Origin of the sequence: Gordonia sp. (in: high G+C Gram-positive bacteria) (assembly GCF_052106715.1) — a bacterium.
Classification (GTDB): Bacteria; Actinomycetota; Actinomycetes; order Mycobacteriales; family Mycobacteriaceae; genus Gordonia.
This window is the reverse complement of sequence record NZ_JBQEDL010000018.1, coordinates 61,873-81,631: the sequence shown is the minus strand read 5'-3', so window position 1 is coordinate 81,631 and position 19,759 is coordinate 61,873. Positions and strand designations below refer to the sequence as shown.

At 67.2% G+C, this 19,759-nt stretch carries 15 protein-coding genes; 13 read left to right on the top strand and 2 right to left on the bottom strand.

Features of this window, described 5'->3' with window-relative positions; all coding sequences use genetic code 11:
- The 3 genes from ACTIMF_RS11060 to ACTIMF_RS11050 all read left to right on the top strand — a co-directional run.
- Window positions 1-1,212, top strand: a 1,212-nt coding sequence (locus ACTIMF_RS11060) for an ABC transporter substrate-binding protein (RefSeq protein WP_442350337.1), incomplete at its 5' end; no start/stop codon positions are given.
- A 56-nt stretch (window positions 1,213-1,268) separates the two neighbouring features.
- Window positions 1,269-1,820 (top strand): adenine phosphoribosyltransferase, encoded by a 552-nt coding sequence (locus tag ACTIMF_RS11055; RefSeq protein WP_442350340.1) that lies wholly within the window; start codon window positions 1,269-1,271, stop codon window positions 1,818-1,820.
- 37 nt (window positions 1,821-1,857) lie between these two features.
- Window positions 1,858-4,161 carry a RelA/SpoT family protein gene (locus ACTIMF_RS11050; protein ID WP_442350336.1) on the top strand — a complete coding sequence of 768 codons (2,304 nt, stop codon included), beginning with the start codon at window positions 1,858-1,860 and terminating at the stop codon, window positions 4,159-4,161.
- 41 nt (window positions 4,162-4,202) lie between these two features.
- Here ACTIMF_RS11050 and ACTIMF_RS11045 read toward each other — a convergent pair whose 3' ends face one another.
- On the bottom strand, window positions 4,203-5,153 hold the full coding sequence (locus ACTIMF_RS11045) for a peptidylprolyl isomerase (protein ID WP_442350335.1): 951 nt from the start codon (window positions 5,151-5,153) through the stop codon (window positions 4,203-4,205).
- A gap of 126 nt (window positions 5,154-5,279) precedes the next feature.
- Between ACTIMF_RS11045 and ACTIMF_RS11040 the strand changes: the two genes are divergently transcribed.
- The 3 genes from ACTIMF_RS11040 to ACTIMF_RS11030 all read left to right on the top strand — a co-directional run bounded on the left by ACTIMF_RS11040 (window position 5,280) and on the right by ACTIMF_RS11030 (window position 8,318).
- Window positions 5,280-5,990: an MBL fold metallo-hydrolase gene (locus tag ACTIMF_RS11040; RefSeq protein WP_442350334.1), complete on the top strand. Its 711-nt coding sequence runs from the start codon at window positions 5,280-5,282 to the stop codon at window positions 5,988-5,990.
- Window positions 5,987-7,252, top strand: a complete 1,266-nt coding sequence (hisS, locus tag ACTIMF_RS11035) for a histidine--tRNA ligase (RefSeq protein ID WP_442350333.1) — start codon at window positions 5,987-5,989, stop codon at window positions 7,250-7,252. Before ACTIMF_RS11040 ends, hisS begins: the two co-directional genes overlap by 4 nt.
- Window positions 7,253-7,388: 136 nt before the next feature.
- The gene (locus ACTIMF_RS11030; RefSeq protein WP_442350332.1) at window positions 7,389-8,318 is read left to right on the top strand and encodes a hypothetical protein; all 930 of its coding nucleotides are present in this window, start codon (window positions 7,389-7,391) and stop codon (window positions 8,316-8,318) included.
- 90 nt (window positions 8,319-8,408) lie between these two features.
- Here ACTIMF_RS11030 and ypfJ read toward each other — a convergent pair whose 3' ends face one another.
- On the bottom strand, window positions 8,409-9,263 hold the full coding sequence (ypfJ, locus tag ACTIMF_RS11025; RefSeq protein WP_442350331.1) for a KPN_02809 family neutral zinc metallopeptidase: 855 nt from the start codon (window positions 9,261-9,263) through the stop codon (window positions 8,409-8,411).
- A gap of 128 nt (window positions 9,264-9,391) precedes the next feature.
- Between ypfJ and aspS the strand changes: the two genes are divergently transcribed.
- From aspS to ACTIMF_RS10990, 7 genes are all read left to right on the top strand, one after another.
- Complete coding sequence (gene aspS, locus ACTIMF_RS11020; protein ID WP_442350330.1) at window positions 9,392-11,203, top strand: aspartate--tRNA ligase; 1,812 nt, start codon at window positions 9,392-9,394, stop codon at window positions 11,201-11,203.
- 7 nt (window positions 11,204-11,210) lie between these two features.
- A complete protein-coding gene (locus ACTIMF_RS11015; RefSeq protein ID WP_442350329.1) occupies window positions 11,211-12,290 on the top strand; it encodes a hypothetical protein in 1,080 nt (359 codons plus the stop codon).
- Between the two features lie 91 nt (window positions 12,291-12,381).
- Window positions 12,382-13,740, top strand: a complete 1,359-nt coding sequence (locus tag ACTIMF_RS11010; RefSeq protein WP_442350328.1) for a replication-associated recombination protein A — start codon at window positions 12,382-12,384, stop codon at window positions 13,738-13,740.
- Window positions 13,741-13,800: 60 nt separating this feature from the next.
- On the top strand, window positions 13,801-16,539 hold the full coding sequence (alaS, locus tag ACTIMF_RS11005; RefSeq protein ID WP_442350327.1) for an alanine--tRNA ligase: 2,739 nt from the start codon (window positions 13,801-13,803) through the stop codon (window positions 16,537-16,539).
- Window positions 16,536-16,982, top strand: a complete 447-nt coding sequence (gene ruvX, locus ACTIMF_RS11000; RefSeq protein WP_442350326.1) for a Holliday junction resolvase RuvX — start codon at window positions 16,536-16,538, stop codon at window positions 16,980-16,982. The genes alaS and ruvX overlap by 4 nt, the downstream gene beginning before the upstream one ends.
- 30 nt (window positions 16,983-17,012) lie before the next feature.
- Complete coding sequence (locus tag ACTIMF_RS10995) at window positions 17,013-18,917, top strand: endolytic transglycosylase MltG (protein ID WP_442350325.1); 1,905 nt, start codon at window positions 17,013-17,015, stop codon at window positions 18,915-18,917.
- Entirely contained in the window at window positions 18,910-19,746 is an 837-nt protein-coding gene (locus tag ACTIMF_RS10990; RefSeq protein WP_442350324.1) for a shikimate dehydrogenase, read from the top strand. The genes ACTIMF_RS10995 and ACTIMF_RS10990 overlap by 8 nt, the downstream gene beginning before the upstream one ends.
- The last annotated feature ends 13 nt before the right edge of the window (window positions 19,747-19,759 follow it).

The following is a 19,759-nucleotide window of genomic DNA, read 5'->3' as shown; positions in this document are numbered from 1 at the left end:
CTCGAATGGCGTGCGCTGTTCGGTGCAGGCACTCTACTGCCAGCCCACGTCGTGGGGCGCCTCGCAGGCGTGTCCGACGTCGTCGGCACGCTGACCGGTAACAATCGGCGTGCGATCGCGAAGATCGCCGATGCGTGGAACACCGGCTTCGCGTTGAAGCCCGGTGACGAGATCGACCCGGAGAAGTTCGTCGCGTCGGGGCCGTACCGTGTCGAGAGCTACAGCACCGACCGGGGTCTGCGGCTCGTCGCCAACGAGAAGTGGTGGGGGCAGAAGCCGGTTCTGGGCGACGTCACGGTGTGGCCGCTCGGCACCGACGGGTCCAAGGCGGTCGACGACGGCGTCGTCGACGTCGCGGACACCGCCGACGTGGCCGAGGCGGACAAGGTGGCGGGAAACGAAGCAGAGGCCACCGACACCGACCGAAGCGCGGCACGCGACGATCCGCCGCTCGCAGTGACCAATCTGGTCTTCGCGCGGACCGGCGTCGGCTCCGACCTCAAGGTCCGGCAGGCGCTGGCCACCTGCATGCCGCGCAACCAACTCGCTCGAGATCACGGATCGAACGGAATCGTATGGAGCCTGCGCAGCGCAGCGCCCGCCGACTCGCTCGGATCGTCGTTGAACGTGCAGTTCGGTCGCCGCTATCCGCGGTCGAACGTCGCTCGAGCCCGCACGCTCCTCGAGGAACGCGGCACAGGCGAGAACGGCAACCGCAGCAAGCCGGTCATCCGTATCGGCTACCCGGCGGGCAGCCCGACCGCGGCAGCCGTCGTGAAGTCGATCGCCGCCGCGTGCGCACCCGCGGGCATTACCGTCAAGGATGTGTCCTCGCCGGACTTCTCCGTGACCGGGCTGGGCAAGGACGCGGACGCACTCCTCTCGTCCGGGGACACATTCGCGGCGTCGGGTACGGTCAGCGGCGTTCCGGCTGTTTACGCGCTGTACCCGGGAGACCCGCTCAACCTATCCGGTTACCGCGCGGACTCGGTCGGCAAGGCCATCACCGGCCTCTCGGAGACGGCTAGCGACAGCGCCCGTCTGCCGCTGCTGCGCACGATCGACACGCAGGCTTGGGACCAGTTGCCGACCATTCCGCTCTACGGCACGGTCCGTGGGCGCGAAGCTGCCGCCGCGGTGCAACGTGCAGTGCCCGGCATGGGTCGCTCGGGGACCGGATGGAACATGGATCGGTGGGGAGTGACCGGATGAGTCCAGGAGTCGCTGGCCCGGGAGCCGCCACGGGCCCGGGAACCGCCGCGAGCGGCATGCGGGACCGGCTGGAGTCGGCTCGCGCGGCGATCGACGCACACGCCCGTCTCGTTCCCGACTTTCCCGAACCGGGGATCGCGTTTAAAGATCTGACCCCGGTCCTCGCCGCGCCGGACGGACTGCGGACGGTGACGGCGGCACTGGCCGACGCCTGCATGGGCGCCGACCTGATCGCGGGTATCGACGCCCGCGGGTTCCTGCTCGGCGGCGCGGTCGCCCACCACCTCGGCATCGGTGTCGTCGCCGTGCGTAAGGGCGGCAAACTGCCGCCTCCGGTGATCGGCGTCGACTACGAACTCGAGTACGGCTCGGCTCGTCTGGAGGTGCCTGCATCGGGAATCGACTTCACCGACCGTCACGTAGCGGTGGTCGACGACGTTCTTGCGACAGGCGGAACCCTGTGCGCCACAATTGATCTTCTCCGCCAGATGGGTGCTCGGGTGTCCGACGTCGCCGTCGTGATGGAGTTGAGCGGCTTTCCGGGGCGCGCCCGACTCGAGGCGGTCGGCGGCGCTGACGTGCGCGTGCACAATCTCTGCGAAGGGTGATATGAGTCACCGTCGACGAGTGACCTAGACTCGCAACATGAGCGAACCCGATGCCGCGCGACGAAGCGACGATTCAGCTGCACCGCTGAGTTCTCGGCGGGTGCGCGCGCGGCTCGCCCGGCGGATGACCGCGGCGCCGCGGGGTAGCGTGACACAGGTCCTGGAACCGCTCGTCACGCTGCACCGCACGGTGTACCCGAAGGCCGACGTGGCAGTGTTGCAGCAGGCCTACGACGTCGCCGACGAGCATCACACCGGTCAGATGCGCAAGTCCGGCGACCCGTACATCACCCATCCGCTCGCGGTCGCGACGATTCTCGCCGACCTCGGCATGGATACGACGACGTTGGTTGCCGCGCTGCTGCACGACACCGTCGAGGACACCGGATACTCGCTGGCCCAACTCGAGAAGGACTTCGGTTCAGAAGTCGCGCACCTCGTCGACGGGGTGACGAAACTCGACAAGGTGGCGCTCGGAAGTGCCGCCGAAGGCGAGACCATCCGCAAGATGATCATCGCGATGGCACGCGATCCCCGTGTGCTCGTGATCAAGGTCGCCGATCGGCTGCACAACATGCGGACCATGCGTTTCCTGCCACCCGAGAAGCAGGCGCGCAAGGCTCGCGAGACATTGGAAGTGATTGCCCCCCTTGCACATCGCCTCGGGATGGCGACTGTTAAGTGGGAACTGGAAGACCTCTCGTTCGCGATCCTTCATCCCAAGAAGTACGAGGAGATCGTTCGCCTCGTGGCTGATCGTGCGCCGAGCCGCGACACGTACCTGGCCCGCGTGCAGGCCGACCTCGACAATGCGCTCGGCGGCGCCCACATCCAGGCGAACGTCGAAGGGCGTCCTAAGCACTATTGGTCGATCTATCAGAAGATGATCGTGCGCGGCAAGGACTTCGACGACATCCACGACCTTGTGGGCATGCGAATCCTCTGCGATGAGATCCGCGACTGTTACGCCGCGATCGGTGTCGTTCACTCACTGTGGCAGCCGATGGCCGGTCGGTTCAAGGACTACATCGCGCAGCCCAGCTTCGGCGTCTACCAGTCGTTGCACACCACGGTGATCGGACCGGAGGGCAAGCCGCTGGAGATCCAGATCCGTACGCACGAGATGCACCGGACCGCGGAGTTCGGCATCGCCGCCCACTGGCGTTACAAAGAGGGGCGGAAAGGTAAGGGGCGCAAAGCTACCGACGTCGCCGAAGTCGATGACATGGCGTGGATGCGGCAGCTGCTCGACTGGCAGCGTGAGGCCGCGGACCCTGGGGAGTTCCTCGAGTCGCTGCGCTATGACCTCGCCGTCAAGGAGATCTTCGTGTTCACCCCGAAGGGCGACGTCGTGACGCTGCCCGCCGGGTCGACACCTGTCGATTTCGCGTATGCCGTGCACACCGAAGTCGGACACCGGTGTATCGGGGCTCGGGTCAACGGGCGCCTCGTAGCGCTGGAGCGTCCTCTTGAGAACGGCGAGGTCATCGAGGTCTTCACCTCGAAAGCAGAGTCCGCGGGACCGAGCAAGGACTGGCAGAACTTCGTCGTCTCACCCCGTGCCAAAGCCAAGATCAGGCAGTGGTTCGCCAAGGAGCGCCGGGAAGAGGCGCTCGAGGCGGGCAAGGAGGCGATCGCCAAAGAGGTGCGGCGCGGCGGACTCCCGTTGCACCGCCTGCTGTCCGGCGACTCGGTGATGGCGATCGCCAAGGAGTTCGGTTTCAACGACGTCGACGCGCTCTACACGGCGGTCGGTGAGGGGCACGTCCCGGCAGGACGTATGGTGCATCGCCTAGTCGCGATGCTCGGCGGTGTCGAGGCTGCCGAGGAGGAGATCGCGAACCGCGCGACGCCGTCGACGACGCAGAGCACCCGGCCCAGTGCGGGCGATAGCGGAGTCGTGGTCGAAGGCATCGACAACGTGCTCGTCAAACTCGCCAAATGCTGCACACCGGTGCCTGGCGACGACATTCTGGGATTCGTCACGCGCGGCGGCGGCGTCAGCGTCCACCGAGCCGACTGCACCAACGCGCATGAGCTTCGGACCCAGCCCGACCGGCTGGTCCCGGTCAGTTGGGCGGCGACGACGAGCGCCGTGTTCCTCGTCGCGATTCAGGTGGAGGCTCTCGATCGTCACCGACTGTTGTCGGATGTGACACGCGTGCTGGCCGATGAGCGGGTCAACTTGCTGTCGGCGTCACTGACGACGAGCCGTGACCGCGTCGCGATCAGCCGGTTCACCTTCGAGATGGGCGACCCGAAACACTTGGGTCATGTCCTGAACGTGGTCCGGAACGTCGAAGGCGTTTACGACGTCTACCGAGTGACGTCCGCAGGCTGATCCCCGCAGGCCGACCGGGATGGCCGGCCTGCGGGGCGATCTCACTCGGAGTCGCTCGCCGACGCCTTCGTGATTTCGAGGTTGGTCTTCGGCACGCCGTTCTCCTTGGTGGAGTTGGGGCCGATGACGGAGCCGTCCTTGGCGACCTCGTCGATGATCTTGATCCCCTCGGGCGAGACCTTGCCGACCACCGAGAGCGGCGTCGAGATCGTCGAGTCCTTGGTGAACACGATGAAGTTCGCGCTCCCGGTGTTCGCCTGCTCAGCCGGATCCTGGGACTGCGGATTGTTGGAGTTGATGATCGCGACCGTTCCGCGCGGGTAGGTGATCTGCGACTGGGACATACCCATCTGCGCCATCTGCGGATCCGGGGGCGTCATCTTCAAATGGTCCGGAGCCTCGTCCGGGGAATGCCATCCGGGGGTGCCGAGGCCGGTGCGGGTCGGGTCGCCGCACTGCAGGCCCGAGAGGGTCTCGCTCTGGGCGAGTCGGAAGCACGACGTCCCGTCGTAGTAACCGTTGTCGGCCAACGACATGATCGCGTTCACGTTGCACGCGCCGTGGCTGCGATCGAGGTCGACGGAGACGTCGCCTTTGTCGGTGGCGAAAGTCAACTGGCCGGTCCCGGTGTTGAGGGTCCGCGACTCCGGCTTCGGGGAGGTCCGCTGCTTGGCTGCGCCCTCACGAAGACTGGTGAGGAAGGCCTCGGCTCCTGCCTTCTGCTCCTGCGGGATCTGCGGCATCATGTCCTGCAGTTTCTTGATCTCGCCTTGGAAGTCGGCTGGCGCGTCAGCGTAGTCGCACGTGGTGTGCCGGTCGTTGTCCCAGGAACGCCACCAGAAGTAGCCGCCGACCGCCGCGATCGCGACAACGACGACGCCTGCCGCTGCGATGATCGAGAGTCGGCGCTTTTTCGCGGCCTGCTTCTCGCGCTCCAGCCGTTCTTCGAGCTTGCGGCGGGCGGCGTCGCGACGCTCTTCGTTGGTCGACACGCTGGTGGAACCTCCTGTAAGCGATGTCCGCGGGCGGGAGTCCGCGCGGGGCGGCCCCATGCTATCGCAGTGGTCTGATCAGTCGATGAGACAATGGTTCTGACACACGAGAGAAGGGTGACGTCTGTGCTGATCGCGGGATTTCCGGCCGGAGCATTTCAGACCAACTGCTACCTGGTCGCGGGTGGTCCGGGCTCGGATGCGGTCATCATCGATCCGGGTCAGGACGCCGCGCCGAACGTTCGGGCTGCGCTCGACGAGTACTCACTGACGCCGGTCGCGGTCTTCTTGACGCACGGTCACCTCGACCACACCTGGAATGCGCAGGAACTCGCCGACGAATTCTCCATTCCCGCATACATTCACGCGGATGACCGTCCGATGCTGACCGATCCGGGGATGGGCATCGGGTCGGCGCTGTCGTCGATGATCGGCGACCTCGAGTTCGTCGAACCCGAGAAGGTCGTCGAGTTCGTCGACGGCGAGGACGTCGAAGTCGCGGGGCTGCGATGGGGTGTCGACCATGCGCCCGGCCATTCGCGGGGGAGCGTGCTGCTGACACCCGACGTGCCAGCCGACCCCGACACGGGCGAGACGGTTTCCGTCTGCTTCTCGGGGGACGTACTGTTCAACGGTTCGATCGGCCGCACTGATCTGCCCGGGGGCAGCCACCAGCAACTCCTCGACTCGATCGCGGCGAAACTGCTGCCGCGCGAGGACGATCAGGTGATCCTGCCCGGCCACGGACCGCAGACGACGATCGGCGCCGAACGCGTCGGGAACCCGTTCCTCGTCGACCTGCCCGATGTACAGAAGAAGGGACGTTACGGACTGTGAGCGAGTTCTCCGCGCCGAAAGGCATTCCGGACTATTTTCCGCCCGCTTCGGCGGACTTCCTCGCCGTCCGCAACGCGCTGACGGACGCGGCGTATCGCGCAGGCTACGGCCACATCGAATTGCCGATCTTCGAGGAGACGGCGTTGTTCGCACGCGGGGTCGGTGAGTCGACCGATGTGGTGAGCAAGGAGATGTACACGTTCGCCGACCGCGGCGGGCGCACCGTCACGCTCCGCCCGGAGGGGACGGCAGGGGTGGTGCGCGCGGTGATCCAGCACGGTCTGGATCGTGGGCAACTGCCGGTCAAGCTGTGCTATTCGGGTCCGTTCTTCCGGTACGAGCGTCCGCAGGCCGGTCGCTACCGGCAACTGCAGCAGGTGGGTGTCGAGGCGATCGGTGTCGATGATCCGGCGTTGGACGCCGAGGTCATCGCGGTCGCCGACGAGGGATACCGACGGCTCGGTCTGACCGGCTACCGCTTGGATCTGACGTCGCTGGGCGACGAGACGTGTCGGCCCGAGTATCGAGAGATGTTGCAGGAGTTCCTGCTCGGCCTCGATCTGGATGAGCCGACGCGTGAGCGTGCCCGCATCAACCCGCTGCGAGTGCTCGACGACAAGCGACCGGAGGTGCGGGAGGCGACGGCCGACGCACCGCTCATGCTCGACTACCTCAGCGAGTCGGCGAGCGAGCACTTCGAGCAGGTCAAGGCTCACCTGGACCGTCTCGGCGTGCAGTATGTGATCAACCCGCGGCTGGTCCGGGGGCTCGACTACTACACGAAGACGACGTTCGAATTCGTCCACGACGGGCTCGGCGCGCAGTCGGGGATCGGCGGTGGCGGACACTACGACGGACTGATGAAGCAACTCGGCGGCAAGCAGGAGATGTCCGGCGCCGGGTTCGGCATCGGCGTCGACCGCACGGTCCTCGCGTTGCAGGCCGAGGGAGTCTCCGTCGCGGGAGCGGGCCGAGTCCAGGTGTTCGGCGTGCCGCTAGGCGGAGCGGCGAAGTCGGAAATGGTCAATCTCGCTGGGATGCTGCGCGATGCGGGCATCTCCGTAGATCTCGCGTACGGCGACCGCGGCCTCAAGGGAGCGATGAAGGCGGCCGACCGCTCCGGCGCGCGCCTGGCGCTCGTTCTCGGCGAACGCGAGCTCGGCGACCGGGTCATCGAGATCAAGGACCTCACCGACGGCGAGCAGGAGTCGGTGTCCATCGACGATGTCCTCGCCCAGGTACGTCGCCGACTCGGCAACTGACCCGTTCGCTCACCTTCACGTCGTTCGCTCACCTCCGGAGAGGAGTGAGCGCACGTCAAGTACGCGAACGCCGAGCGAGTACCTGCCTGTGGACAACGGGGGTGCGCGTCCGGGTCGGCTGCCGTTCACTGTTCGTATGTGGCCGGTCGATCGATACCGAATCGTGCATCGCGCACTCGCTCTTGAGCATGGGATCAGCGAGCGTCAGATCGCGAGCGCTCTCCGTGCGGGCGAGTTGCGCGCCGTCGCTCGTGGTCGGTACATCTTGGCGTCAGACCTCGCCGGGCGCGACGACGCCGCGGACGTGTTCTACCGCGCGCAGTGTGTCGCGGCGGCTACTGGACCGGGGCGGCCGGTGCTCAGCCACGACTCGGCGGCGGCGATTCATCGGATTCCGCTGCTCTATCCGGATCACGAGCACGTCCACGTCGTGACCGGTCGAGACGCCGGAGGGTCGAGGCGTTCGCGACGGATCATCCATGCGGGCCTGCTCCGTGCCGGGGACGTCGTCGAGGTGGACGGAGTCCAGGTGACGAGCGTCGCGCGGACGGCGGTGGACGTCGCCCTCGCTGCGGGGAGCTTCCCCCAGGCGCTGACGGTCTTCGACGGCGCGGTGGCGACCACGGCAGATCGTGAGCACATCGAACGGCTCCTGGCGGACCGTCGTCACGGCGTCGCCCTCGCACGCCGCGCGTACTCGCTGGCCGACGAACGCTCCGACTCGCCTGGCGAGTCATGGAGCCGGGCGCAGATGATCGAGGCGGGTCTGCCCGTTCCGGACCTTCAGGTCCAATACCGGCTGGGCTCGGGCCGCCGCGCATTCTGTGACTTCGGGATAGGGGTCGTCTTCGTCGGCGAGTTCGACGGTCTGGTGAAGTATCGCCGCGAGATGCGCGGGGAAGAGGCTCCGGAAGAGGTCGTGATCCGCGAGAAGATCCGCGAGGACGAACTCCGCGAGCTCGGGCTCGACGTCGCACGGTGGGTCTGGTCCGATCTCTGCCGGGGACTCCTGGTGCCGAAGCTGACTGCCCACTACGACAAGCTCGGGATCAGCTATCGCAGATGAACCTCGCTCACCTCAGAGGCGCTCGCTCACCTCGGGAGGTGAGCGAGCGCGTCAAAGGTGAGCGAACAGGGGGTGTGAGCGGACTCGTGTCTACAGGTCGTCGGTCGCGAAGGTGTCGCAGCGGCTCGGGTCGCCGGACTCGTAGCCGGTGGTGAACCAGCGTTGGCGTTGGCGAGCGCTTCCGTGTGTCCAGCCCTCCGGGTTGGAACCCGACCCCTGGATCGTGTCGTCGCCGATGGCCTTCGCGGTCTGAATGACCGATGCGATCTGGTCGTCGGTGAGGGGAGCGAGCATCGCGTCGGGGCCGTCGTCGGCGTGCTGAGCCCAGACTCCCGCCAGGCAGTCGGCCTGCAACTCGATGCGAACCGATCCGTCGTTGCCCATCCGCTGGCCCTTCGCGAGGACTCCCGTCAGGTTCTCGACGTGATGCCCGAACTCGTGGGCGACCACATACTCCTGGGCGAGCGGTCCGTCCGAACCGCCCATTCGTGTGAGCTCCTGGAAGAAGCTCGGGTCGAAGTAGGCGGTCTCGTCGCTCGGGCAGTAGAACGGCCCCATCGCCGACGACGCGGCGCCGCATCCGGTGTTGATACTGCCCGAGAAGATCTTCATGTCGGGGTCGGTGTAGCCGTTCATGAGCGTCGGCCATACGTCGTTGAGGCTGTTCTTGGTGGCGATCAAGCGGCAGACGTCGTCGGAGTTGGCCTGCTCGATCGTCGTGCACGAGTCGATGCGCTCCTGCAACTCGGACTGATCGGCCGACACCTGCTGGGACCCCGTCGACCCCGAACCGCCCATGATGTCACCGGGATTCACGCCGAACAGCAACGCGACAACGGTGACGACGAGACCGAGACCGCCGCCCATGGCGATCCGACCGCCACCACCACCGCCGCCCGCCGAGACTCCGCTGGTGTCGAGCGGCCCGCTTCCCTGGAAAGTCATGGAGTCAGGCTAGCCGGTGCACTTGGCCTTGTGGAGCATCGCTGCGGGAGTGGATCCAGGTGTCGCATTGTCGGACCTGAAACGTAGACTGTGGCGAGATCATCTTGTCCTTATCAGGAAGGAACCCAGTGCTCCGCACGCATTTCGCCGGATCGTTGCGCCGCGAGGACGCCTCGCAGATTGTCACCGTCGCCGGTTGGGTCGCACGACGCCGCGACCACGGCGGGGTCGTCTTCATCGACCTCCGTGACTCCTCGGGGCTGGTCCAGGTGGTGTTCCGCGACGACGAGGTCGCCGAGGCCGCGCACCGACTGCGCGCTGAGTTCTGCGTGCAGGTGACCGGCGAGATCGAGGCGCGACCGGAGGGCAGCGAGAACGCCGCGCTGGCATCGGGAGCCATCGAGCTCAACGCGCGCGAACTGGTGGTTCTGAACGAGTCCGCTCCGCTGCCGTTCCAACTGGACGAGCAGCCGGGCGAAGAAGCGCGTCTGCGTCACCGCTACCTCGACCTTCGTCGGGAGGGGCCGGCCCGCGCGATCCGTCTGCGTTCGCAGGTGAGCGCCGCCGCCCGAGGCGTGCTCGGCGACCACGACTTCGTCGAGATCGAGACGCCGACCCTGACCCGCTCCACCCCGGAGGGCGCTCGTGACTTCCTGGTGCCTGCGCGTCTGCAGCCCGGCAGTTTCTATGCGCTTCCGCAGAGTCCGCAGCTGTTCAAGCAGTTACTCATGGTCGCAGGGATGGAGCGCTACTACCAGATCGCGCGCTGCTACCGCGATGAGGACTTCCGCGCCGACCGCCAGCCGGAGTTCACCCAGCTCGACATCGAGATGAGTTTCGTCGACGAGGACGATGTGATCGCCCTCGCTGAGGAGATCCTCGTCTCGCTCTGGAAGCTGATCGGGCACGAGATCACCACGCCAATCGGGCGTATCACCTACGCGGATGCCATGCGCCGCTTCGGAAGCGACAAGCCGGACCTGCGCTTCGACCTCGAACTCGTCGAATGCACTGAGTTCTTCGCCGAGACGCCGTTCCGAGTGTTCCGCGCGCCGTACGTCGGCGCCGTCGTCATGCCGGGAGGGGCCTCGCAACCGCGTCGCCAGCTCGACGCATGGCAGGAGTGGGCCAAGCAGCGTGGTGCGAAGGGGCTGGCCTACGTGCTCGTCCAGGATGACGGCAGCCTGACCGGTCCCGTCTCCAAGAACATCTCCGACGCCGAGCGGGAGAACATCGCTGCGCACGTCGGCGCGACGCCGGGCGACTGCATCTTCTTCGCCGCGGGCCAGACGAAGCCGATGCGTGCGCTCCTCGGCGCGGCTCGCGGCGAGATCGCGAACAAGCTCGGGCTCATCAAGGACGGCGACTGGGCGTTCACCTGGGTCGTCGACGCGCCCATGTTCGAGCCCGCCGACGATGCGACCGCCGCGGGCGACGTCGCTGTCGGATCCGGTGCCTGGACCGCTGTGCATCACGCGTTCACCTCTCCGAAGCCGGAATGTCTCGACGGCCTCGAGGAGGATCCGGGTTCTGCGGTGGCCTACGCATACGACATCGTGTGCAACGGCAACGAGATCGGCGGCGGGTCGATCCGTATCCACCGTCGCGACGTTCAGGAACGGGTCTTCGCGATCATGGGTATCGGCGAAGACGAGGCGCAGGAGAAGTTCGGCTTCCTCCTCGACGCATTCGCTTACGGCGCTCCGCCACACGGCGGCATCGCCTTCGGCTGGGACCGCATCACCTCGCTGCTGGCGGGTGAATCGTCTATCCGCGAGGTGATCGCGTTCCCGAAGTCGGGAGGCGGCGTCGACCCGCTCACCGACGCGCCCGCACCGATCACCGCTGCTCAGCGCAAGGAGTCGGGTATCGATGCGAAGCCCGCGCCGAAGAAGGAACAGGGCCAGGCGGCTCAGGAGGGACAGGCGGTCAACGCCTGAGTAAGTCATGACGCTTGTGGCACACGATCGAATCGACTCCGTGCTCGACGCGGCGCAGGATGTCCTCACGCGGCGTGCGGGCAGTCAGGTCCGGATCGACGATCCGGAAGATCTCGGCGGGTCCGGGCGCAGCACCGTGGTGCGCGTCCGCGTCGCCGACAACCCCGTCTCCCTCGACCGCACCATGGTGGTCAAGGCGTTCGACGACAACTCCGAAGCAGGTCAGGTGCTGCGCGAGATCGCGTCGTACCGCTATGCGACGGCCCTACCGACAGCGTCCCGCCCCGGACCGCAACTCCTCGCATCCGACCTGGACACCCGAATTCTGGTCCTGACCGACCTGGGCAGCGGCCGCGGCATGCTCGACCTGCTCGCATCGGCGGACATCGACGAAGTCCGCCGCGGCGTCAGTGCTTGGGGACAGGCGCTCGGCCGGATGCACGCCGCGACCTACGGCGGTGAGGACGACTTCCGTGCCCTCCTCCGTGTCAGCGGACGCGGCGGCGCCGGGCCGCGAACCGTCGCCGACCCACTGATGCTCGCGGGCATCGGCAGTGAAGCCACCTCGTCTGTCCGACGGGCCGACGAGGTCGCCACCGAGATCGGCGTCGACGTCCCGGCCGCGTTCCGGCGCGTCCTCGACGCAGGGCTCGCGCTGTTCGAGGACGGACGTTTCCGCGCTTTCAGTCCGTGCGATGTCGGACCCGACAACATCCTCATCAACGACGACGGCGTCCAGTTCATGGACTACGAGTGGGGCGCGTTCCGCGACGCGCCGCTCGATGTCGGGTACGCGTTGACGACGTTCCCGTCGGCGTTGTCCGACCAAGGTTTGGCGCACCAGGTCGAATTGGAGTCCGCGCTTGTCGACGCGTGGCGGTCCGAGGCAGGCCCGCTGTGGCCGGCGTTGAACGACGACGTGACACTGGCGACGCTGTTGCTGACGTCGAGAACGCTGTGGACCTGGCTCGCCACATACTGGATGCTCGAATCGGACACGTCCGGACACGACTGGGCGCTGCACACGAGTGATCCGCGCGTGGTGACCGCCCGGTGGGCCGACCTCGCCGTCTATGCCGACGACTAGGTCGGTGGGGAGATAGCCGAGGCGGTGAGCGCCGTCGCACACGACGTGCAGCGCGCGCTGCAACGACTCTGGTTCGAGTGATCGGACACCGATGACCGAATCGGACGGCCTCTTCGACGACGTCGGCACCGGTAGACGCACGACGCCGCCGGTACCGACGCCGTCGGCGCCGCTTGCAGTGCGGATGCGACCGACGACACTCGACGAGGTGGTCGGTCAGGACCACCTGCTCGGTGAACGCTCGCCGCTCCGACGGCTGATCGCAGGCTCGGGCGGGTCGTCGGTGATGCTGTATGGCCCGCCCGGCACGGGGAAGACGACGATGGCGTCGTTGATCAGCCAGGCGACGGGCGGCAGCTTCGAGGCGCTGTCCGCGCTGTCGGCAGGCGTCAAAGAGGTCCGAACAGTCATCGACGCCGCACGCCGTCGACTGGTCAACGGTGAGCAGACCGTCCTGTTCATCGACGAGGTCCATCGTTTCTCCAAGACCCAGCAGGACGCTCTCCTCGACGCCGTCGAGAACCGCATCGTGCTGTTGGTCGCGGCGACGACGGAGAACCCTTCGTTCTCAGTGGTGGCTCCGCTGCTGTCTCGGTCGCTCGTCCTGCATCTGCGGTCGCTGACCGACGCCGACGTCAAGGCCGTCCTCGAGCGAGCGGTCGCCGATCCGCGCGGTTTGGACGGGGTGGTCGCGATGACCGATGAGGCGCTCGACCACCTGGTCGCGGTCTCCGGCGGCGATGCGCGGCGAGCATTGACGGCGTTGGAGGCCAGCGCCGACGGCGCATCTGACGGCGAGATCACCGTCGCGGACGTGGAAGCCGCCATCGATCGCGCCGCCGTCCGCTACGACCGGTCCGGCGACCAGCATTACGATGTGACGAGTGCGTTCATCAAGTCGATTCGGGGTTCCGACGTCGACGCGGCGCTGCACTATCTGGCACGGATGATGGTGGCTGGTGAAGATCCGCGATTCATCGCTCGCCGCCTGATGATCCATGCGAGCGAAGATATCGGGATGGCCGACCCGACGGCTCTGCAGACAGCCGTGGCGGCCGGACAGGTCGTCCAGCTCGTCGGGATGCCGGAGGCGCGGCTCGCGTTGGCGCAGGCGACGATCCATTTGGCGACCGCACCCAAGTCGGGCGCGGTGATCGCCGCGCTCGGAGCTGCGACGGCCGACGTGTCGGCGGGAAAGACGGGTGCGGTGCCTGCGCACCTGCGCGACGGCCACTACGCGGGTGCGAAGAAGCTCGGAAACGCCATCGGCTACCAGTATCCGCACGATGACCCCGATGGCGTTCTGCCGCAGCAGTATCCGCCCGATGAACTGGTCGGAGTCGACTACTACACTCCGACTGATCACGGTTTCGAACGGGAGTTGGGCCTCCGCGTGGGCAAGTTGCGCTCGATCATCCGGGGCGTGGCGAGCCGCACCCGCCGACGGTGAACTCCGCCCCGGTAAACTCGCCCCCGAACCATCAGCGATTCTCGACGAAGGACATCCGCAGTGCAGACGCATGACATCCGGAAGCGGTTCCTGGATCATTTCATCCGGGCCGGACATACCGAGGTGCCGAGCGCATCGCTGATTCTCGACGATCCGAACCTGCTGTTCGTCAACGCGGGCATGGTCCCGTTCAAGCCGTACTTTCTCGGTGATCAGACGCCGCCGTACGACCGCGCGGTAAGTGTGCAGAAGTGTGTGCGAACCCTCGACATAGAAGAGGTCGGCGTCACGACCCGCCACAACACTTTTTTCCAGATGGCAGGCAACTTCTCGTTCGGCGACTACTTCAAACGCGATGCGATCAACTTCGCGTGGACCCTGTTGACCAATCCCGTCGACGAGGGCGGGTACGGCATCGACCCGACCCGGCTGTGGCCGACCGTCTACCTCGACGACGACGAGGCCGAGACGATCTGGCGCGACGAGATCGGTGTGCCGTCCGAGCGCATTCAGCGTCGCGGCCTCAAGGACAACTATTGGTCGATGGGCGTGCCGGGACCGTGCGGCCCGTGTTCGGAAATCTTTTACGACCGCGGACCCGAATACGGTGTCGAGGGCGGTCCGGAGGCCGACGAGGACCGCTACATCGAGATCTGGAATCTCGTTTTCATGCAGAACATCCGCGGTGAGGGCGGCGGCAAGGAAGGCTACGAGATCCTCGGGCCGTTGCCGAAGAAGAACATCGACACCGGGATGGGGATCGAGCGCGTCGCGTGCATCCTCCAAGGCGTCGACAACGTGTACGAGACCGACCTGTGCAGGCCGATTATCGATCTCGCCGCCGAACTGACCGGTCGCGGATACGGAACCGGCAGCAACGAGGACGACGTGCGCTTCCGGGTGATCGCCGACCACGCGCGCACTTCGGTGATGCTGATCGGCGACGGGGTGGTCCCCTCCAACGACGGGCGCGGCTACGTCTTGCGCAGGCTCCTGCGCCGCGTGGTGCGGTCGGTGCGGTTGCTGGGCGCCGGGAGCGGAGCGAGCGGGCCCGATGGGAAGGGCGCCGGGAGCGGAGCGAGCGGGCCCGATGACCGCACGGCGTCCGAGCCGACGATGGGGCGCATCGTGGACGCCGTGATCGATCTGATGAGCCCGTCGTATCCGGAGCTCGATCAGCAGCGCGCGCACATCGTGGCCGTCGCGGTCGGTGAGGAAGCCAGCTTCTCCAAGACGCTCGCAGCCGGTTCCAAGCTGTTCGCCGACGCCGCCGACGCCACCAAGGCGAGCGGCAGCTCGCAGATCAGCGGCGGCGACGCGTTCGCGCTGCACGACACATACGGTTTCCCGATCGATCTGACGCTCGAGATGGCCTCTGAGGCGGGGTTGCAGGTGGACCGCGACGGGTTCGCCGAGTTGATGGCTCAGCAGCGCAGCCGCGCGAAGGCCGACGCGACCTCGCGTAAGTCCTCGCATGCGGATCAGCGGGTTTACCGTGACTTCCTCGACCGGGGGCCGACGGTGTTCACCGGATTCGACGAGCTTGTATCGGAAGCGCGCGTGGTCGGCCTCGTCGCCGGCGGCGAACGAGTGCGTTCGGCCACGCCGGGCACTGAGCTCGAAGTGGTCCTCGACCGTAGTCCGCTCTACGCCGAAGCAGGCGGACAGACCGCCGACCAGGGGCAGATCACGACTTCCGACGGTGTCCGGCTGTCGGTGAAGGATGTGCAGAAGGTCGGCAAGCAGGTGTGGCTGCACCGCGTGGTCGTCGACGAAGGCGAGATCGCCGAGGGCGACGAGGTCCTGGCGAGCGTCGACGCCGGCTGGCGGCACGGGGCCACCCAGGGACACTCGGGCACGCACCTCGTCGGTGCTGCGTTGCGTCAGATCCTCGGGCCGACCGCGACCCAGGCCGGCTCGCTGAACCGGCCGGGCTACCTGCGGTTCGACTTCCATTCGGCGAGCGCTCTCACCGACGACCAGCGGGCGCAGATCGAGCAGATCAGCAATGAGGCCGTCGAATCGAATTTCCAGGTCAACACCTTCGAGACCGACCTGGACAAGGCTAAGGCGATGGGTGCGATGGCGCTCTTCGGCGAGAACTACGGCGACCGTGTGCGCGTCGTCGAGATCGGTGGACCGTTCTCCATGGAGTTGTGCGGCGGTACGCACGTCGGAAGTTCGGCGCAGGTCGGTCCGATCACAGTGATCGGGGAGTCGTCCGTCGGGTCCGGTGTCCGACGAGTCGAGGCGTATGTGGGTATGGACTCGTTCCGCTACCTGTCGAAGGAGCGAGCGCTCATGGCGGGTCTCGCGTCGTCGTTGAAGGTGCCGTCCGACCAGGTTCCCGGTCGAGTGGAGCAGCTCGTCGCGCGTCTGCGCGACGCGGAGAAGGCCCTCGACGCGGCGAAGGCCGAGCAGGCCCGCGTTGCATTGTCGGGGCTGATCGACCAGGCACAGGCCGTGGGGGAGACTCTCGTCGTGGCCGGTCGCGTCGCCGACGGTGTGGACGCGAACGGGCTGCGGACACTCGTCACCGATGTGCGGGGGCGGATCGCTGACCGCAACGCGGTGGTCGCACTGTTCTCCACGAACGGTGACAAGGTTCCCTTCGTCGTCGGCACCACAGACGCTGCGCGCGGGGCCGGGATCACGGCGGGCGACGTCGTCAAGGAGATCGCACCGCTGGTAGCCGGACGTGGCGGAGGCAAGCCCGACCTGGCACAGGGATCGGGCACGGACGCCTCAGGCGTCGATGCCGCGCTCGTCCGGTTGCGCGACGTCGTCGGGGGCCGATGATCTCGCCTCGTGGGCGTCGGATCGCGATCGACGTCGGCAGCGTTCGTATAGGCGTCGCAGTCTGCGATCCGGATGGAATCCTGGCGACTCCCGTCGAGACGGTGCGACGCGCTAAGGACGGCAGCGACATCGCGCGGATCGTCGAGATCGTCGACGAGTACGAGGCGGTGGGGATCGTGGTAGGCCTGCCGCGAACTCTCGCCAACACCGAGGGGCAGGCGGTGCGAGTCGCGCGTGGATTCGGCCGAGCGCTCGACGCGGCGGTCCGCGATCGTGATGGCGGGCCCGCCGTGCCGATGGAGTTCTACGACGAACGATTGACCACGGTCACCGCAACTGCGGCATTGCGGGCAAACGGCGTGAAAGCGAAGGACGCGCGCGCCGTCGTGGATCAGGCCGCAGCAGTGGCTATTCTGCAGGGATGGTTGGACGCGCACCGGTGAGGTGTTCACCGATGAGGAGGATCGACGCACGTGAGTGATCAGGACCCGACGTCCCGCCAGGGGCAGGGAGACGACGACTCCCGGCGGTACTTCACCGACCGGTCCTCGGCGCAGGCTGCGAACAGGCATCGGCGTCGGCGCGGCCCCGGTGACCCGACGACGACGGGAAGCATCCCGATCGTGCGCGTCGAGAAGTCGCTGCCCGACCCGACGATCGAGTATCAGACTCCGGAGCCGCCTCCGGGCGCATCGCCGTATTTCGAAGTCCGCTACCGGAGTTCGGAGGAGCCGAGCACTCAGTTCACCGAGCCGCAGCAGCCGCGCCGGCCCGGACCGCCTGCAGCCCCCGCACAGCCGCCGACCCGGCCGTCGAGGACCGCGCCCGGCCGCGAGTCGCACGTGCAGACCGGACCGATCGACCGAGTCGGACCGCGTGCACGCCACGGCGTGCCGCCCACGCCGCCGACCCGGGACCCAGGCACGGATGCCGACCCGCGAAACGCGCCCGAGCCGGAGTGGGCGCCCGAACGCCATCGGGAGACCGAGCGTGCGGCCGACCGCGACCCGGCACCCGAGGCGCAGATCGCACCGACGTTCGACGTCCTCGAATCCCGTCCGAGCGACGTCGGCGAGTACTCGCGTGAGACGCCGGTCTACCCGCCGGTCGACGAGAGCGATCGCGACCCCGACTTCCCGGACGCCGATTACGGGGACTACGGGGACTACGGGGACTACGGGGATGACGGAAACGGGAGTGACGGGGACGGGCTGACGATGGGCGGCGCGATGCCCGAACGTCGACGTAACAAGCGCGTCCTACTCGGCGTCGGTGTCGTCGCACTGATCGTGATCCTCGTGGTCGCCGGCCTCGGGCTCAAATGGCTCGGCGTGTTCGACTCACGGACCGATTACGACAGCGCGACGGGTTCGGGGTCCGTCCTCGTGGAAGTGCCCGAGGACGCCGCGCTCCGCGACGTCGGGCAGACGTTGGCCGACGCGGGCGTCGTCGGCAGCAAGCGGGCATTCGTCGACGCCGCGGAGACCGGTCCCGGCGTTGCGGCCGGTTTCTACGACATGCCGAAGGGCATCTCTGCCAAGAGCGCGATCGACATGATGAGCGGACCCGACCGCCGGGTCGGCAGGATCATCGTTCCCGAAGGCCTCCAACTCGATTCGAAGGAGAGCACCGGCGGGCACACACGGCCCGGAATCTTCGAGATGATCGCCAAAGCGACGACCATCAAGACCGACGACGCCCAGTACGGCGTGAGCGTCGAACAACTCGAAGAGGCGGCGGCCACGTCGTCGCCGGAAGACCTCGGCGTCCCGCCGTGGGCGCGGCAGAAGGTCCAGGAGTTGACCGGCGACCACCGGCGTATCGAAGGTCTCATCGCGTCCGGGGCGTGGGAGGACATCGATCCGGCGCTCGACGCCCGAGAGGTTCTGCGCGAACTGATCACTCGCAGTGAGACGCGGTACACGGCGTGGGGGCTCTTGAGTGGTAACGATTCCGGGCTGTCGCCCTACGACACACTCACCGTCGCGTCGATCGTCGAGGGCGAGGCACGCAAGGAGGCCGACTTCCCGAAGGTCGCCCGCGTGATCCTGAACCGTCTGGACCGTGACCAGCGCCTCGAGATGGACTCCACCGCCAACTACACCGCCGACGTCAGGTCCAACGATCTGCACGGCGAGGCGTACAACAACGACAACGACTGGAACACGTACAAGCACGCGGGACTGCCGCTCACGCCGATCGGTGCTGTGGGCGATCGGGCGCTGCATGCGACGGAGAACCCGGCCGACGGAAAGTGGCTGTACTTCGTGACGGTCGACGAGGACGGCACGACGCTGTTCGCGAACACCTTCGCAAAGCACAAGCAGAACCGGCAGGTGGCGTGCCGCAACAAGTTCCTGACGGTCGGTTGTGAATAACGCCGTATCCGGTCGCCGTGCGGCGGTCCTCGGATCACCGGTCGGACACTCGAAATCGCCTGCGCTGCACCGTGCCGCCTACGCCGCGCTCGGCTTGGACGGGTGGTCGTACGATGCGATCGAGACGACGGCCGACCGACTCGCGCCAACGGTCGACGGTGCGGGCGCGGAGTGGATCGGCTACTCGGTGACGATGCCGTGCAAGTCGGCGGCGCTCGCCTTCGCCGACACGGCGACCGAGCGCGCCGCGTTGATCGGCTCGGCCAACACCTTGGTCCGTTCCGGAAGCGGCTGGCGGGCCGACTGCACCGATGTCGACGGGGTGACGGGCGCACTCGCCCAGACCGGGATCGTGCAACAGCCGACCCGAGCGGTGCTCATCGGCGCGGGTGGCACGGCTCGGCCTGCGCTCGCCGCGCTCGTCGAAGCCGGGATCACCGACGTCATCGTCGTGGCGCGCGACGCGGGCCGCGCCCGCGGGGTTCTCCACCTCGCCGAACGGCTGTCGGTAGGTGCGCAGGTCATCGACTTCGAGCCGGGCGAGCAATTGCGGGACGCCTGTTCGTCGGCCGATGTCACGGTCTCCACCGTCCCGTCGGCGGCGGCCGAATCTCTCGCGCCCTCGGTCGCGGCGACGCCGCGACTCGTCGACGTGATCTACGATCCCTGGCCGACACCTCTCGCCGCCGCTGTCGCCGAGGCGGGCGGCATCGTCGTCGGGGGACTCGTGATGCTCCTCAACCAGGCCTACAGCCAGGTGGAGCAGTTCACCGGTCGGCCCGCTCCCGCAGCCGCGATGGCTGCCGCCGTCGGCATCGAACTTCTGTAGCCGTCTCCCGGCT

What these genes read in the sequence shown, in the direction of transcription:
- ACTIMF_RS11055 (WP_442350340.1), top strand. Translation starts at nt 1,269, where the DNA reads ATGCGGGACCGGCTGGAGTCGGCTCGCGCGGCGATCGACGCACACGCC.
- ACTIMF_RS11050 (WP_442350336.1), top strand. Translation starts at nt 1,858, where the DNA reads ATGAGCGAACCCGATGCCGCGCGACGAAGCGACGATTCAGCTGCACCG.
- ACTIMF_RS11030 (WP_442350332.1), top strand. Translation starts at nt 7,389, where the DNA reads ATGTGGCCGGTCGATCGATACCGAATCGTGCATCGCGCACTCGCTCTT.
- ypfJ (WP_442350331.1), bottom strand. Translation starts at nt 9,263, where the DNA reads ATGACTTTCCAGGGAAGCGGGCCGCTCGACACCAGCGGAGTCTCGGCG.
- ACTIMF_RS11015 (WP_442350329.1), top strand. Translation starts at nt 11,211, where the DNA reads ATGACGCTTGTGGCACACGATCGAATCGACTCCGTGCTCGACGCGGCG.
- ACTIMF_RS11010 (WP_442350328.1), top strand. Translation starts at nt 12,382, where the DNA reads ATGACCGAATCGGACGGCCTCTTCGACGACGTCGGCACCGGTAGACGC.
- ruvX (WP_442350326.1), top strand. Translation starts at nt 16,536, where the DNA reads ATGATCTCGCCTCGTGGGCGTCGGATCGCGATCGACGTCGGCAGCGTT.